Here is a 14,861-nt window from a genome sequence, read left to right as displayed (position 1 = left end):
GTTCCAGGCTAGGAAGACGCGGGGCGCCGGACCATCCGGTCCGCTGCCGGAACGGGGGTGGGGTTATCCCCCCGCCCGCTCTCCGGGTGGCGCCAGGGCGCGCGTTCCCGGCCGGGCGCCCCCGGGTCAGATCGGCTCCGGCTCGACCCCCTCGTAGGCGGCGCGCAGGGCGGCGACGACCGGGTGCGCCGGGTCGAGCGCGGTGCCGTCGATCGCGGCGAGCGGGCGCACCCCGACGCCCGCGTTGAGGGCGACGGCCGCCACGAAGCGGCCGACGCCGGCCGCGGTGACCGGCTCGCGCCGCTGCGGGCCGGGATGGGCCGCGGCGAGCAGGGCGGCGGTGACGCCCGGCAGCGCGGCGGCGTCCGGCCAGACCAGCGCGTCGCCGTCGTACAGGGCGAGGTTCCAGGTGGCGCCCTCGGTGACCCGGCCCGCCCCGTCGAGCAGCAGCGCGTCGTCGTAGCCGTCGAGCTGGGCGAGCCGCCGCCGGTGCAGCAGGCCGAACAGGCCGACGTGCTTCACCTCCGGCAGCTCGCGCCGGTACGCGGTGGTGCGCACCCGCAGCGGCCCGGGCGCGGCGGCGGGTGCCGGGCGGGTGGTGACGAGCAGGTGCGGCACGGCGGGGGCGGAGGGGCGCTCCAGGCCGAGCGCCGGGTCGAACACGGTGACCCGGACGATCACCGGCGCGCCGTCGGCGGGCAGTGCCCGGCGGATCCGGGCGCGGACCTCCGCGCGGTCCAGCCCGGCGCCGAACACCGTGCGGCAGTCCCGGACCAGCCGGTCCAGGTGCAGCCCGAGGCCCCGGGTGCGGCCGGCCTCGGCGCGCAGGGTGGTGAAGTGCCCGTAGTTGAGCAGGCCCAGGGCCGCCAGCCGGGCGGGGTCGGCGGGGGCGCCGTCGATCTCGATCTCTGCCATGGCGTCGAGTCTCCCAGGGGGGGCCGGGGGCCGTACGGTGCGCCCGGGGTGGCGGGCGCCCGCCCTAGGCGGTGAGGGCCGACCGCGGCAGCACCCCGGCGGCCCGGCCGTCCACCAGCACCAGCACGCCCGGGTGCGCCGCACCGAGCGCGGCCCGGGCCTCCGTCACCGACTGCCCGACGCCCACCGCCGGGAGCGCCGGTCCGAGCAGGGCGCCCAGCGGGGCGTCCGGCTCGGCGGAGCCGTCCGCGAGCGCCGCCGCCAGCACCTCGCGGGACACCGAGCCGACCACCTCCACCGCGCTCACCCCGTACGGGCGCGCCGCCCGCGCGAGCACCGCCGGGGCGATGCCGCCCGGCACGCCGTGCAGCCTGCGCACCGCCTCGCCGACGGTCGTGCCGGCGTCGACCGTGACCAGCGGCCCGGCGCCGTCGAGCAGCGGCCGCAGGCCCGAGGGTCCGGGCAGCGGCCGCGGGCCCGCCGGTCCGGGCAGGTCCGCCGCAGCCGCCGGGAGGCCGTCCTCCGTGCTCCTCCCGCCGCTCTCCCCCGTGTCCTCCCCCTCGGGCCCCTCCTCCAGGAAGCCCCACTGCCGCATCCAGGCGTCGCTGTGCACCTTGGAGAGGTAGGAGCGGCCCGAGTCCGGCAGCAGCACCACGACCAGGTCCTCCGGCCCCAGCCGGCGCGCCACCCGCAGCGCGGCCGCCACCGCCGTGCCGGACGACGGCCCGGCCAGGATGCCCTCCTCCCGGGCGAGCCGGCGCGCCGTCAGCAGCGACTCGCGGTCCGGGATGCGCTCGAAGGCGTCCGCGACGTCCTTCCGGTAGGCCTGCGGCCAGCGGTCCTCGACGGTGTCGGGGTGGATGAAGTGGCCGATGCTCTCGACGTAGTACGCGCTGCCGTCCCCGCCGCCGTAGACCGAGCTCTCGGGGTCGGCGCCGATCACCGTGACCCTGCCGCCGGAGACCTCCTTCAGGTGGTGGCCGGTGCCGGTGATGGTGCCTCCGGTGCCGACGCCCGCGACGAAGTGGGTCACCCGGCCGCCGGTCTGCTCCCAGATCTCGGGGCCGGTGGTCCGGAGATGGGCGTCGGGATTGGCCTGGTTGTCGTACTGGTCGGCGAGCCAGGCCCCGGGGATCTCCTCGGCGAGCCGGCGGACGACGTTGAACAGGTGCGAAGGGTCCTCCAGCGGTACGGCGGTCGGCGCGAGCACCACCTCCGCGCCGTACGCGCGCAGGATGTCCGACTTCTCCGGCGCGGCCCGGTCGGCCACGCCCGCGATCACCCGGTACCCGCGCCGGCGGCCGACGATGGCCAGGCCGATGCCGGTGTTGCCCGAGGTCGCCTCCACGATCGTGCCGCCGGGGGCCAGCAGGCCGTCCCGTTCGGCGGCCAGCACCATCGAGAGCGCGGCGCGGTCCTTGACGCTGCCGCCGATGCTCAGGAACTCGGCCTTCGCGTAGACCGGGGCGGCGAGACCGGCGCCGAGCCGGGCGAGGCGGAACAGCGGTGTTCCGCCGATCGCGTCGAGGACGGACTCGTGCACGGCGGGCCTGGGGGGCATGGCGGGCTCCTCAACTCGGGTTGCTGCGGGCGGTGTCGACGCGTGCGTCCGGCGGAGCCTTCCCGGCGCGGCGGGCGGGTAGGCCGTGTCCTGCGCCTCACCGGGCCGCGTCCTGCGCCTCATCCGGCGGGCGGCGGGGCGGGCGCGTTCGGGCGCGGCTCCTCCGCCGGCCGGGGCACGCCCGGGAGGGCCGGGGGGCGGTACGGGGTGGTCACCGTCCGGCCCCGGGCGCGGGCGGACTCCTCGAACCGGCCGATCCGGTGGGCGAGTCCCTCCGGTTCGCCGATGTCCGCCCAGCGCCAGGCCTCCGCCCACCACTGCGGACCGCGCACCAGCGGACGGCCGGCGAGCGCGAGGTGCAGCGCGAGCGTCGAGCGGGCGTAGTCGTGCACCCAGCCGTCGGCCTGCCGGTAGGCGGCGGTCTCGTCCAGGCGCAGCCGGCCCCGTTCGCTCCCGGCGGCGAGCAGCGGCGTCCAGCCGGGCGCGTCGGGTCCATCGGGCGCGCCGGGCTCGTCGGGTCCGTCGGGCTCGTCGGGTCCGGGGGACGGGCGGTCGGCGACCAGCAGCACCAGGCGGCCGTCCTCCTCCCGGACGCGGTAGGGCGGGAGCCGGCGCACCCGGGCGAAGCCGATGGCGTGCTTCCAGGAGACCACCCACAGCCCGCGGCGCAGGTAGTAGCGGACGGCGTGCTGCCAGGTCCAGCGCGCCTCCAGCCGGTAGCCGGGCAGGCCCTCGGCGGTGGCGGCCCGGTAGACCTCGTCGAGGGCGGCCGCCGCCAGGCCGCGGCCGCGCGCCGAGGGGCGGAGGTAGAGCGAGGAGACGGCCAACTGGCCCGGTCCCCTGGTCCAGTTGTCGACGGCGACGGTGCCGACGGGCTCGGCCCGCTCGGCGTCGGCGCCGCCGTCCAGCAGCCAGTACCGCCGCCGGTACAGCTCGCCGCCGGGCCACTCGCGGCCGCACTCACCGAGGCGCTCGCGCAGCCGGCGCTCCGCGGCCGGGCCGATCGCCTCCGGGTCGACGCACTCGCCCAACTCCCCCTCGGCGCAGGAGGCGAGGTCCCAGAGCGCGAAGCCGCGCCCTTCCTCCGCCCCCGCCGCCCGCACTCCGGGCGCGGTCGCCAACCGTTCCTGCGCCCGTCCGACCGCCGCATCCCAGGACCTCACCACGCGGTCCACGATAGCGAGCAACCGGCACCGAATGTAATTCGGTGGACACCGAACGTGAGATCGGATACGAATTCCCTTGTCCGGGAATCCGATCGAGGGGGAGGAGCCCACTCCGATGCACCGCGACCGCAGCCACGCCGCGTTCCTCCGGACGCGCGGGCCGCCCCGGCCGCCCGCCCGGTGGTAGGGGAAACCCGACCAGAGGACTCGACCTGACCGTCATGACCTCGCCGACCTGCGCCGCTGCAATGAAGTGGTGCTGATTCACCGCATCCGTACCCCCCGTCCGGCCGATCCCGGCCCCGGCCCCGGTCCCCGGCCCGGCCCCGCTTCCCGTCCCGGTTCCGCCTCCCGTCGCGGCCGTCCGCCCCGGCCCGGCCGTGTCCACCGCGTCCCCCGTCCACCGGGTTCCTCCGGTCCGCCCCGCCCACCCGGCGGGCGGAGGGCGCTGTGGTGTGGCGGGTGGCTGGCCGCGGCCGCGTGGGCGGGGGCGTTCCCGCTCGCCTCCGGGCTGGGACCGCACCGGAGTTGGGGGCTGATCGCGGCCGCCGGGTACCTGGCGGCGGCGGTCGCCGTGCTCACCCTGCCGCAGCGGTGGGCGCGCGCCGGATCGGTGGCGGTCGCGCTGACCGGTGCGGTCCTCGTCCCGCTGCTCGTCCTGGTCGCGGCCGGGCAGGGGCAGAGCGAGGTCGCCGTCATCGAACGGTCGGGCGAGCTGGTGCTCCGACACGGGACGCCGTACCTGGCCGAGCCTCGGACGGTCGCCGAGTACACCCCCTACCTGCCCGGGATGGCACTGTTCGGGCTGCCGCACGCCCTCCTCGCCGCCCTGCCGGACACCTTGCCGGACACCCTGTCCGGCGCTCTGCCCGGAGCCCTGCGGGGCGGCGCGGACGGGTGGCCGGCCCGGCTGGCCGGTGACGCCCGGCTGTGGTGCGCCGCCGTGTTCCTCGGCTGCCTGGCCGCCGCCGGCCGGCCGCCGCGGCACACCGCCGCGGCCACGCACACACTCGCGCACACCCACGCGCACGCCGTGCGCGAGGCCGTGCGCGAGGCCGTGCGCGAGGCCAAGGGCAGCCCGAACGTGCCCGTACCCGCGGTGGCCGCGCTCGTCGCCTCGCCCCTGGTCGCGCTGCCGCTCTGCGTCAGCGGGGTCGACCTGCCGCTGACCGGTCTCTGCGTGCTCGCGCTCACCCTGGCCGGCCGGGCCCGCCCGGTCGCCGCCGGGTCGGCCCTCGCGCTGGCCTGCGCGCTCAAGTGGACGGCCTGGCCCGCGGTCGCCGTCGTCGTCGCCCTGCTCGCCGCCACCGCCGGGCGCCGACCGGCCCTGCGGGCGTTGGCCACCGCCGTCGCCGGCACGGCCGCGCTCGTCCTGCCCTGGGCACTGCGCGCACCGGGACCGCTGGTGGAGCAGGTGTTCGCGTTCCCCACCGGCCGCGGCGAGTTGCCCACCCCGGCGAGCAGTCCGCTGCCCGGCCGGCTGCTCGCCGAGCTCGGCCCCGGCGGCTGGTGCGCGGCGCTCGCCCTGCTGCTGCTCGCCGGGCTCGCCGTCGCCGCGTCCCTCGTCCGGCACCCGCCCCGGGACACCGTCGCCGCCGCCGACCGGCTCGCCCTCGGCCTCGCCCTGGCGTTCCTGCTCGCCCCCGCCGGCCGCTACGGCTACCTCGCCCTGCCCGCCGTGCTGGCCCTGCTCCCCCGCCTCACCCGGCTCCCGCGGCCGCCGCGCCGCCCCCTCCCGCGGTCCGCCCCGGCCGCCGCCCCCCGCCCCCGCACTCCCCAGGTGGTCCCCGTCCCATGACCGGCACGCTCATCGTCACCAATGACTTCCCGCCCCGGCAGGGCGGCATCGAGACCTTCGTCCACGCCGTGGCCACCCGGCTGCCCGCCGAGGAGGTCGTCGTCTACACCTCCGACGAGCCGGGCGCCGCCCGCCATGACGCCGCGCTCCCGTTCCCGGTGGTCCGCGACCGGTCGAGGATGCTGCTCCCCACCCCCCGGGTGACCCGCCGGGCCGCCGAACTCGCCCGGGCCCACGGCTGCGACCGGGTCTGGTTCGGCGCCGCCGCCCCGCTCGCCGCGATGACCCCGGCCCTGCGGCGGCTGGCCCCCGGCATCCGGCGGACCGTCGCCACCACGCACGGCCACGAGATCTGGTGGGCCCGCACCCCCCTCGCCCGGCGCCTGCTGCGGCGGATCGGCGACAGCGTCGACGTCGTCACCTACCTCGGCCCCCACACCCGCGACCGGATCGCCCCCGCGCTCGGCCCCGCGGCCCGCCTCGAACGCCTCGTCCCCGGCGTCGACACCGACCTGTTCCGCCCCCGGCCCCGGGAGGCCGGCCCGCAGGCACCGGTGATCCTCTGCGTGGCGCGGCTCGTCCCCCGCAAGGGCCAGGACACCCTGATCCGGGCGCTCCCGCTGATCCGGCGCAGCGTGCCGGGCGCCGTCCTCGTCCTGGTCGGCCGGGGCCCGGACGAACGCCGCCTGCGGGGCCTCGCCCGCCGGCTCACCGCACCCGGCTCGGTCCGCTTCGCCGGTGGCCGTGACCACGCCGACACCCCGGCCGCCTACGCCGACGCCGACGTCTTCGCGATGCCCTGCCGCACCCGCCGGGCCGGGCTGGAGGCGGAGGGTCTCGGCATCGTCTTCCTGGAGGCGGCCGCCGCCGGCCTGCCCGTCGTCGTCGGCCGCTCCGGCGGCGCCCCGGACGCCGTCCTCGACGGCGTCAACGGCACCGTCGTCGACGGCCGCGACCCGTCCGCCGTCGCCGCCGCGATCATCCGCCTCCTCCGGGCCCCCGCCCCCGACCGCGCCCGCATGGCCGCCGCCGGCCGCGACTGGGTGCGCACCGAGTGGTCCTGGGACACCACCGCCCACCGCCTGACCGCGCTCCTCACGGAGAGCCCTGCCCCCGCCCGCCGTTGACGCCGCGCCACCCCCGCGCCCGCCCCGGCCGTCGCCTCGCCGTCCCCGGCCCCGGCGGTCAGGCCCGACGGTCAGTCGCGGCGGTCAGTCCCGGCCGGAACCGCCCGGCTCCGCGGGCTCCCCGTCCCCGGCCGGGTCCCCGGGGGCGGGGGCGGCGTCCGGGGCCGGGCCCTGCTTCGGCGGACGGCCGCGGCGGGGGATCCGGGCGGCGCCGCCGGGCATCCGGCCCGCGTCGGCGAGGGCCCGGCGGAGCAGGAACTCGATCTGCGCGTTGGTGCTGCGCAGGTCGTCCGCGGCCCAGCGGGCGAGCGCGTCGTGAACTGAAGGGTCCAGTCGCAACAGGAGCTTCTTCCGTTCCGTCGCCAAGGCCTCGCCTTACTGGTAGAGGGAGCCCGTGTTCACGACGGGCTGGGTGCCGCGGTCGCCGCAGAGCACCACCAGGAGGTTGCTCACCATGGCGGCCTTCCGCTCCTCGTCCAGGTCCACGACATCGCGTTCGGCGAGCCGGTCCAGCGCCTCCTCGACCATGCCGACGGCGCCCTCGACGATCAGCCGGCGTGCCGCGACCACGGCCCCGGCCTGCTGGCGCTGGAGCATCACCTGCGCGACCTCCGGAGCATACGCGAGCCGGGTGATCCGGGATTCCACGACGCGCACACCGGCCGAGGCGACGCGGGCGGCGATCTCCGCGGAGAGCTTGCGGGCGACCTCCTCCGCACCGTCACGCAGCGACAACTGCCCTTCCTGGTGGGCGTCGTACGGGTAGCTGGTGGCGATGTGCCGCACGGCCGTCTCGGTCTGGATGGCGACGAAGTCGGCGTAGTCGTCCACCTCGAACACCGCCATCGCGGTGTCCTCGACCTGCCAGACCACGACGGCGGCCATCTCGATCGGGTTGCCGTCCGCGTCGTTGACCTTGGTGGTCTCGGTCTCGTGGTTGCGGATCCGGGTGGAGATCCGCTGCCGGGTGGTGAACGGGTTCAGCCAGGTCAGGCCGGCCTCGCGGACGGTGCCCCGGTAGCGCCCGAGCAGCTGGACGACCCGGGCCTCACCGGGCGAGACCACCGTCAGGCCGAAGGTCGCCAGCAGCGAGCCGAGCGTCAGCAGCGGTCCGGCGACCAGCAGGGCGATCCCCAGGCCCTTTCCGCCGTCGGACAGTTGGACGCCACCCGCGACGGAGGCCCCGACTCCGGCGATCAGTCCGAACAGGCTCGCGCCGAGCATCGCCAGGCCGGCCCGCCCGGTGATCGTCCGCTCGGTGACCGCGGGGGCCGGAAGGTCCAGAACGAGGCCGTCCTCGGCGGGGAAACGCTGCGTGGTCATGGGGGCGACTCCTTCGGCGAGCATCGGCATCCGATATCAAAGTGATATCACTTAATCACTCATCGGCGCCACCATGCCATTCCCCGACGCCCGGCAGCGCTCGGCGGGGAGGCGGCAGGGCCGAGAGACAGGGCGGCAGGGCGGGGCGGCAGGGCAGGGCGGGTGGCCGCGGTCGACGGGGCGGCAGGCCGGCCGACTCGCCGCTGTCAGGCCCCGGCCCGCGAGACCGGCGGCGGCGCCGACCGCCCCGCCGGCGGCGTCCCGGCTACTCGCCGCGCAGGTCGGCGAGGTGGGCGAGCACGGCGAGGACGCGCCGGTTGCCCTCGACCGGGTCGAGGTCCAGCTTCATGAAGATGTTCCCGCAGTGCTTCACCACGGACGCCTCGGTGATGCTCAGCCGGGCGCCGACCGTCTGGTTGTTGAGGCCCTCCGCCATCAGCCCCAGCACCTCGCGCTCGCGCGGGGTGAGCCGGGCGATCGGACGGTCGGCGGACTGCTGCCGCAGCAGCACCCGCACCACCTCCGGGTCGATCACCGTCTGCCCGGCCGCCACCCGGCGCAGCGCGTCCAGGAACTCCGACACCTCGCCCACCCGGTCCTTCAGCAGGTAGCCGAGCCCGGCCCGCTGGGCGCCCGCCGCACCGAGCAACCGGGTCGCGTACGGGGTGGCCACGTACTGGGAGAGGACGAGGACGGGCAGACCGGGGTGGCGCTCGCGCAGGTCGAGGGCGGCGCGCAGCCCCTCGTCCCGGAAGCCGGGCGGCATCCGGACGTCGGTGACGACGACGTCCGGGCGGTCCGCGTCCACGGCGGCGGCCAGGGCGTCCGCGTCCCCGACCGCCGCGACCACCTCGTGGCCGCCCCGGGTGAGCAGTTCGACCAGCCCGGCCCGGAGCAGCACGGCGTCCTCGGCGATGACTAGCCGGAGCACGGCACCTCCAGCCGGAGCCTGGTCGGCCCGCCGGTCGGACTCGTCACCATCAGTCGTCCTCTCAGGATCGCCACCCGGTCGGCCAGTCCCTGGAGTCCCGCCCCGGCGGCCGGGTCGGCCCCGCCGCGGCCGTCGTCGGTCACCTGGAGCACCAGCCGGTCGCCCTCGACCCGCCCGTGGACGGTGACGGCGGTGGCGCCGCTGTGCTTGGCGGCGTTGGTGAGCGCCTCGGTGACGGTGAAGTAGGCGGTGGACTCGACCGGGCCGGGCAGCCGTCCGGGCAGGTCGAGGTCGACCTCGACGGGGACCGGGTGGCGCAGCGCGACCTCGGCGACGGCGGCGGCCAGCCCGTGGTCGGTGAGCACCTGGGGATGGATGCCGCGGACCAGGCCGCGCAGTTGCTCCAGCGCCTGCCGGGCCTCGCCGCGCGCCCGGTCGACGAGGTCGAGCACCGGGTCCCCGGCGGCGTCCGCGGCGCCCGCGCCGCCCGCGCCCGGGGCGGCGGCGCGCTCGCGCAGCTCGTGGGCGGCGAGGCCGAGGGTCATGGTGAGGGCGACGAGCTGCTGCTGGGCGCCGTCGTGCAGGTCGCGTTCGATGCGGCGGCGCTCCGCCTCGAAGGCGTCGACCAACCGGGCCCGGGAGCGGGTCAGTTCGACGACCTGGCGCCCGAGGCCCTCCTCGCGGGGGCCGAGCAGCAGCCGGGCCAGCCGGACGTGGACGGTGGTGAGCAGCGCCGCGGCGTAGCCGCCGAGGAACAGCCCGGCCAGGCCGACGGCGGTGGCGGGCAGGGCGTGCAGCGGTCCCGGGACGACGTGGCCGGGGATCAGCATGACGCTCTCCGGCGCCATCGCCCAGACCACGACGGGGCTGACGACCAGGGCCCCGGAGAACACCAGCAGGGCGATCAGGCCGAACCCGGCGGCGGTCAGCGGCGGGCCGACGAGCAGGGTGTGGGCCAGTTCGCGCCAGGTCGCTTGCTCGCGCAGCCGGGTCCGCAGCCGGGCGCGGCGGCCGGCCCCGGGCAGCGGGCGGTGCGGGTCGGGCACCGGCAGGGGTTCCACGAGCCGCAGCCGGCGGCGTTCCAGGGCGCCGGCCGGCAGGCCGGAGAGGGCGAGCGCCAGGAGCAGCGGCAGACCGATCCCGACGACCGCGAGCCCGAGGCCGAGCACCGCGAGGACGGCCAGCAGGACGACCACCAGCAGCCCGAGCGGTGCGCCGCCGACCAGATAGGCCCAGCAGCGCAACGCGTCACGGGTGAACGGGAAGCGCAGCGGGCGGGCGCGCAGCGCGGCCTGGACGGCGACGGTGGGCGAGGACGGCGGCGCACCGGCCGCGCCCGCCATGTCGGCGCCCCCGTCCGCCTCCCGCCCCGTGCTCACCGGCCCACCCTAACCGACCGGCTGACGCTCCCTCCGGCCCCGGCGGCCGGTCCGCACCCCGCTGCCGGGCGCGGCGGGCGGCTGCCGGGTGAGCGCGACGGCGGCGATCACGGCGAGGCCGCCGGCCACGGTGTTCCAGCCGACGGGTTCGGCGAGCAGCAGCGCGCCGAGCGCCGTCGACCAGAGCGGGGTCGCATAGGTGACGGCGGCGGCCACGGCCGTGCCGGCGGTGCGGACCAGGTCGAGGTTGAGGACGTAGGCGACGCCGGTGCCGAGCGCGCCGAGCACCAGCAGGGCGGCGGCGGCCCCGGCACCGGGCCAGTGCGGGACGCCGACGGCGAGCGGGGCGGCGACGGCCAGTTCCACGGCGGCGCCGGTGATCTGGGCGGCCGACAGGGCTGCCGCCGAGTGCGGCCGGGCGGAGAGGTGACGGCGCAGGTAGGCGAAGCCGGCGCCGTAGCAGCAGGTCGCCGCCAGACAGGCGAGGCCGCCGGCCGGTGCCCCGGTCCCGGACGCGGCGCCGAACCCGCGCCACACGCCCAGCACGGTGAGCACCCCGGCGAACCCGAGGACGAGCCCGGCGATCCGGCGCCGCCCCGGGCGCGCCTCCCCCGGCACCGCGACCAGCGCGAAGAGCAGGGTGAACAGCGGGGTGGTCGCGTTCACCACCCCGGCGAGCACCGAGCTGACCCGGGTCTCGCCGTAGGAGAACAGCACGAACGGCACCGCGTTCAGCAGCAGCGCGACCAGGGCGCAGTGGCCCCAGGTGGCGAGGTCGCGCGGCGCGGCCTCGCGGCGGGCGGCGAGGACCGCCCAGAGCGCGGCCGCGCCGAGCAGACAGCGCCACGCCGCCACCCACACGGGAGGCACCCCCGCGTCCACCGCCACCTTGATCAGGGCGAAGCTCGCCCCCCAGATCGCCGACAGGGCCACGAACCCCGGCCACCAGCGCCGTCCCGTCACCGGCCACCCGCCTCTCCCGTGCGCACCGCACCGTTCGTCGATGGACAGAGGGTGACGGGTCGGCCGATCATGAGTCCAACAAGTGGCCGTGCAGCCCGGATGAGGAGGTCTCATGAGCTCGGAGGTGAACCTCGCCCAGCTCAGGGCGCTGGTCGCGGTGGCGGACGCAGGCGGCTTCGGGGCGGCGGCGGCCGGGCTGGGCGTGAGCCAGTCGGCGGTCTCGCACGCGGTCGCCGCGCTGGAGCGGGTGCTCGGCGCTCCCGTCCTGCACCGGGGCTCACCCGCCCGGCCGACCCCGCTCGGCGAGCGGATCCTGCCGCACGCCCGCACGGCGGTCGCCTCCGCCACCGCCGTCCGGACGATCGCCGCCCACCACTCGGGCGGCCTGACCGGAACCGTCCGGCTGGCCGCGCCGACCACCGTCTGCCAGGGGCTGCTGCCCGGCCTGCTGCGCGACTGGCGGACCGAGCACCCCCGGCTGGCAGTCCGGGTGTTCGAGGGGGAGGACGACGAACTGGGCGTCTGGCTGGAGTCCGGCACCGTGGACGCGGCCGTCCTGGTGGACGCGGATCCGGTGCCGCCGGGGGCGGTCGCGCTCGGCGCGGACTCCATGCACGCGCTGCTGCGCCGCGACCACCCGCTCGCGGGCGAACCGGCCGTCGACGTGGCCGACCTGGAGGATGACGACTTCCTGCTCTCCGAGGGCGGCTGCGAGCGGCACATCCGGGACGCCTACCGCCGGGCCGGCGTCCGCTTCGCCCCACGCCACCGGATCCGGGACCTCAACACCCTGATCGGCATGGTGCACGCGGGCGTGGGCGTGTCGGTGATGCCGGCCCTGGCACAACCCATGCTCCCGGCGGAGTGCGTCCTCGTCCCCATCCACCCGCCCGCCCACCGCACCCTCACCCTCACCGGCCCCGCCACCCGCCCCTGGCCCCCCACCGTGACCGGCCTCCTCACAGCCGTCCGCGCCACCCACGGAGCCCCCACACCACAGCCACAACCGGCCCCAAAAGTCGACCCCGCCGACTCCCCACTCCCCCACCCCGGCCAGAGCAGCAATCTACGCGAGTAGGCACAACCCCACGCCTCACCCCAGCCCCAAAAGTCGGCCCCACCGACTTCCCACTCCCCCACCCCACCCCCACACCCCCTTCTGCACGCATGGCCGCCGAGGCTGAACCCGACACGGACCCAAAAGTCGGCCCCGCCGACTTCCCGCTCCATCGCCCCGCCACTCCCCCTCAAATCTACGCGCATAGATGATGCCAGGCGGAACACGCCATGGATCCAGAAGTCGGCCCCGCCGACTTCCCACTCCACCGGCTAGCCACCTGCGGCCAATCTACGCGCATAGATAATGCCTTGCGGAACACGTCGCGGATCCAGAAGTCGGCCAGGCCGACTTCCCACTTCGCCACCCCGGCCGGGGCGCATATCTACGCGGGTAGACGCGACCCCGCACCCACTCCAGCCCCAAAAGTCGGACCCGCCGACTTCCCACTCCCCCACCGTGGGCGGAGCACTCATCTACGCGGGTAGATGCGACCCCGCGCCTCGCTCCAGCCCCAAAAGTCGGGCCAGCCGACTTTCCACGCCCCTCTGGGCGCGCACGTGGCCGCCGAGGGGGAACGCGGCACGGCTCCAGAAGTCGGACCCGCCGACTTCCCACTCCAGTGGCTGGCACCCCGAGCTAATCTACGCGCATAGATGGGCGCCGGGAGGAGCGCGGCGCGGATCCAGAAGTCGAGGTGGCCTACTTCGGCTCAGCTTCGATGGTCCCTCGTACAGTGACGGCATGACGACGGTGCTGCGGCATCCCCGGCCTGGATTCCTGTGGGACTGGTGGGCGGTGGACGCTCAGGGTTTCCTCGTGCAGTTCAGTTGTGGGCCCGCTCCTGAGCGGCTTCTCGCGCACGTGGATCGTGTCGACGCCGCAGCTGCGTGGGCCGAGGAGAACCGCCCCTTGCTGCACGCCTTCAGCTGCGACGGCGAGCTGCCGGTCTACACCCGCACCAGCGTCCCGGACTGCCCGTTGCGGCTGTCCGACGCCCCGTCGGCTGTCGCGGACGTGGCGGTCCTGGTCGAACTGCGCAGGGCAGTGGGAGACACCTGGACGGTCAATCTCGACAAAGGATGGGTTTAGCCGCCGGCTGCCGTCGCATCCGGGCCGGATCGCACGCGGAGCAGCGGCGGGGGCGGTTGACGGTCGCCGGTGACAGGTCTATACCAGTGACGACCTCGTGGCGGCCCGGCCCCGGCGCGGGGTTCCGCCGGGCCCGGCGTGCCGCCCCCACATCGGCGCGGGCGGGCCGAACTCCGCCGTTTCCTGGAGAGGTTGACCCCGATGGAACGTGCACTTCCCCCACCGCCGGAAGCACCGGCACCCCCGCCCCGCAGACGCGTCGCCGCCGCGCTGGCCGGGGTGTTCGGGCTGCTGGCGGGCGGGCTGGTGGCGGTCGCCGCGAGCGCGACGACCACCACGGCCGCCACCGCCGTCACCGCCGCCCCCGGCGGCATCGGCAGCAACTGGTACGCCTCCGCGCCGTACCTGATGCCCGAGGACAACAGCCCGCCGGACGTCTCCACGGTGATGGACGCCACCGGCCAGAAGGCCTTCCAGCTCGCCTTCATCCTGGCCAAGGGCGGCTGCGTCCCGGCCTGGGGCGGGACGTCCCCGATCGACACCGACACCACCATGCCGGCCGTGATCCAGACCGTCCGCGGCAAGGGCGGTGACGTCTCGGTCTCCATCGGCGGCTACGGCGGCACCAAGCTCGGCCAGACCTGCGGCACGCCGGAGGCGACCGCGGCGGCGTACCAGAAGGTCGTCGACCGGTACCAGCTGAAGGCGCTCGACTTCGACCTGGAGGAGCCGGAGTACGAGAACACGGCCGCGATCCGCAACGAGATCGGCGCGGCCCGCATCCTCCAGCGCGACAACCCGGGGCTGTACATCTCGGTCACCACGGCCGGCACCGCCGCCGGGACCGGCTGGTTCGGGCAGCAGATGCTCAACGAGGCCAAGGCGCAGGGCTTCACGCCCGACAACTTCTCCATCATGCCGTTCGACGGCGGCTTCAACGGCGCGGCGGCGCAGACCTCGGCGCTGGTGAACTTCAACCAGATCCTGCGCACCACCTTCGGCTGGTCGGAGGCGGACGCCTATGCCCACGAGGGCGTGTCGCAGATGAACGGGCGCACCGACGTCGCCGAGTACTTCCGGCAGGCGGACTTCCAGACGGTGCTGGACTTCGCGCTGGCGCACCGGATGGCCCGCTACACCTACTGGTCGGTCAACCGGGACCGCCAGTGCCCGGGCCCGGTCGACCCGGGGCTCTCCGGCTCCTGCTCCAGCGTGGCGCAGAACGACTGGGACTTCACCAAGTTCACGGTGAGGTTCGCCGGGGCGACCCCGCCGACCACCCCGGCCACCACCCCGCCCGCGACCCCGACCAGCACGCCCCCGACCAGCCCGGGCGCCTGTGCGGACCCGCCGTGGAACGCGGGCACGGTGTACGTCGGCGGCGCCAAGGTCTCGTACCAGGGCCACAAGTACCACGCCAAGTGGTGGACCCTGAACGAGAATCCGGGCTCAAGCGGCCAGTGGGGCGTCTGGGCGGACGACGGCCCCTGCTGAACCGCCCGCGCCCGGCCCGCACCCGGGCCGCGCCGGTCGCGGCCCGGGTGCGCGG

General features: G+C 76.4%; 13 protein-coding genes. 5 read left to right on the top strand and 8 right to left on the bottom strand.

Annotated elements, in window-relative coordinates; genetic code table 11:
• Positions 1 to 126: 126 nt before the first annotated feature.
• From ACF1AK_RS35090 to ACF1AK_RS35080, 3 genes are all read right to left on the bottom strand, one after another.
• Positions 127 to 915 (bottom strand): aminotransferase class IV, encoded by a 789-nt coding sequence (locus tag ACF1AK_RS35090; protein WP_391502885.1) that lies wholly within the window; start codon positions 913 to 915, stop codon positions 127 to 129.
• A 64-nt stretch (positions 916 to 979) separates the two neighbouring features.
• Complete coding sequence (locus ACF1AK_RS35085) at positions 980 to 2,476, bottom strand: pyridoxal-phosphate dependent enzyme (protein WP_391502884.1); 1,497 nt, start codon at positions 2,474 to 2,476, stop codon at positions 980 to 982.
• 119 nt (positions 2,477 to 2,595) lie between these two features.
• Positions 2,596 to 3,642, bottom strand: a complete 1,047-nt coding sequence (locus tag ACF1AK_RS35080; protein WP_391502883.1) for a GNAT family N-acetyltransferase — start codon at positions 3,640 to 3,642, stop codon at positions 2,596 to 2,598.
• Between the two features lie 574 nt (positions 3,643 to 4,216).
• On the opposite strand from ACF1AK_RS35080, the gene ACF1AK_RS35075 reads away from it, so the two are divergent.
• Positions 4,217 to 5,440 (top strand): hypothetical protein, encoded by a 1,224-nt coding sequence (locus ACF1AK_RS35075; protein ID WP_391502882.1) that lies wholly within the window; start codon positions 4,217 to 4,219, stop codon positions 5,438 to 5,440.
• The gene (locus ACF1AK_RS35070) at positions 5,437 to 6,567 is read left to right on the top strand and encodes a glycosyltransferase family 4 protein (RefSeq protein ID WP_391502881.1); all 1,131 of its coding nucleotides are present in this window, start codon (positions 5,437 to 5,439) and stop codon (positions 6,565 to 6,567) included. Before ACF1AK_RS35075 ends, ACF1AK_RS35070 begins: the two co-directional genes overlap by 4 nt.
• An 84-nt stretch (positions 6,568 to 6,651) precedes the next feature.
• Here ACF1AK_RS35070 and ACF1AK_RS35065 read toward each other — a convergent pair whose 3' ends face one another.
• The 5 genes from ACF1AK_RS35065 to ACF1AK_RS35045 all read right to left on the bottom strand — a co-directional run bounded on the left by ACF1AK_RS35065 (position 6,652) and on the right by ACF1AK_RS35045 (position 11,163).
• On the bottom strand, positions 6,652 to 6,933 hold the full coding sequence (locus ACF1AK_RS35065) for a hypothetical protein (protein ID WP_391502880.1): 282 nt from the start codon (positions 6,931 to 6,933) through the stop codon (positions 6,652 to 6,654).
• 9 nt (positions 6,934 to 6,942) lie between these two features.
• A complete protein-coding gene (locus tag ACF1AK_RS35060) occupies positions 6,943 to 7,890 on the bottom strand; it encodes an SPFH domain-containing protein (RefSeq protein ID WP_391502879.1) in 948 nt (315 codons plus the stop codon).
• A gap of 265 nt (positions 7,891 to 8,155) precedes the next feature.
• Entirely contained in the window at positions 8,156 to 8,821 is a 666-nt protein-coding gene (locus ACF1AK_RS35055) for a response regulator (RefSeq protein ID WP_391502878.1), read from the bottom strand.
• Positions 8,809 to 10,164: a sensor histidine kinase gene (locus ACF1AK_RS35050; protein ID WP_391502905.1), complete on the bottom strand. Its 1,356-nt coding sequence runs from the start codon at positions 10,162 to 10,164 to the stop codon at positions 8,809 to 8,811. Before ACF1AK_RS35050 ends, ACF1AK_RS35055 begins: the two co-directional genes overlap by 13 nt.
• 45 nt (positions 10,165 to 10,209) lie before the next feature.
• Complete coding sequence (locus tag ACF1AK_RS35045) at positions 10,210 to 11,163, bottom strand: DMT family transporter (RefSeq protein ID WP_391502877.1); 954 nt, start codon at positions 11,161 to 11,163, stop codon at positions 10,210 to 10,212.
• A gap of 112 nt (positions 11,164 to 11,275) precedes the next feature.
• On the opposite strand from ACF1AK_RS35045, the gene ACF1AK_RS35040 reads away from it, so the two are divergent.
• The 3 genes from ACF1AK_RS35040 to ACF1AK_RS35030 all read left to right on the top strand — a co-directional run bounded on the left by ACF1AK_RS35040 (position 11,276) and on the right by ACF1AK_RS35030 (position 14,806).
• Positions 11,276 to 12,241 (top strand): LysR substrate-binding domain-containing protein, encoded by a 966-nt coding sequence (locus tag ACF1AK_RS35040; RefSeq protein ID WP_391502876.1) that lies wholly within the window; start codon positions 11,276 to 11,278, stop codon positions 12,239 to 12,241.
• A gap of 723 nt (positions 12,242 to 12,964) precedes the next feature.
• A complete protein-coding gene (locus ACF1AK_RS35035; RefSeq protein ID WP_391502875.1) occupies positions 12,965 to 13,312 on the top strand; it encodes a hypothetical protein in 348 nt (115 codons plus the stop codon).
• A gap of 201 nt (positions 13,313 to 13,513) precedes the next feature.
• The gene (locus tag ACF1AK_RS35030; protein ID WP_391502874.1) at positions 13,514 to 14,806 is read left to right on the top strand and encodes a chitinase; all 1,293 of its coding nucleotides are present in this window, start codon (positions 13,514 to 13,516) and stop codon (positions 14,804 to 14,806) included.
• Positions 14,807 to 14,861 lie beyond the last annotated feature (55 nt).

The sequence above is a fragment of the Kitasatospora sp. NPDC015120 genome (genome assembly GCF_043080305.1).
In the GTDB taxonomy this organism is placed as follows: domain Bacteria; phylum Actinomycetota; class Actinomycetes; order Streptomycetales; family Streptomycetaceae; genus Kitasatospora.
Note: the sequence above shows the minus strand (reverse complement) of the source record. Positions and strands in the feature narration are given on the sequence as shown.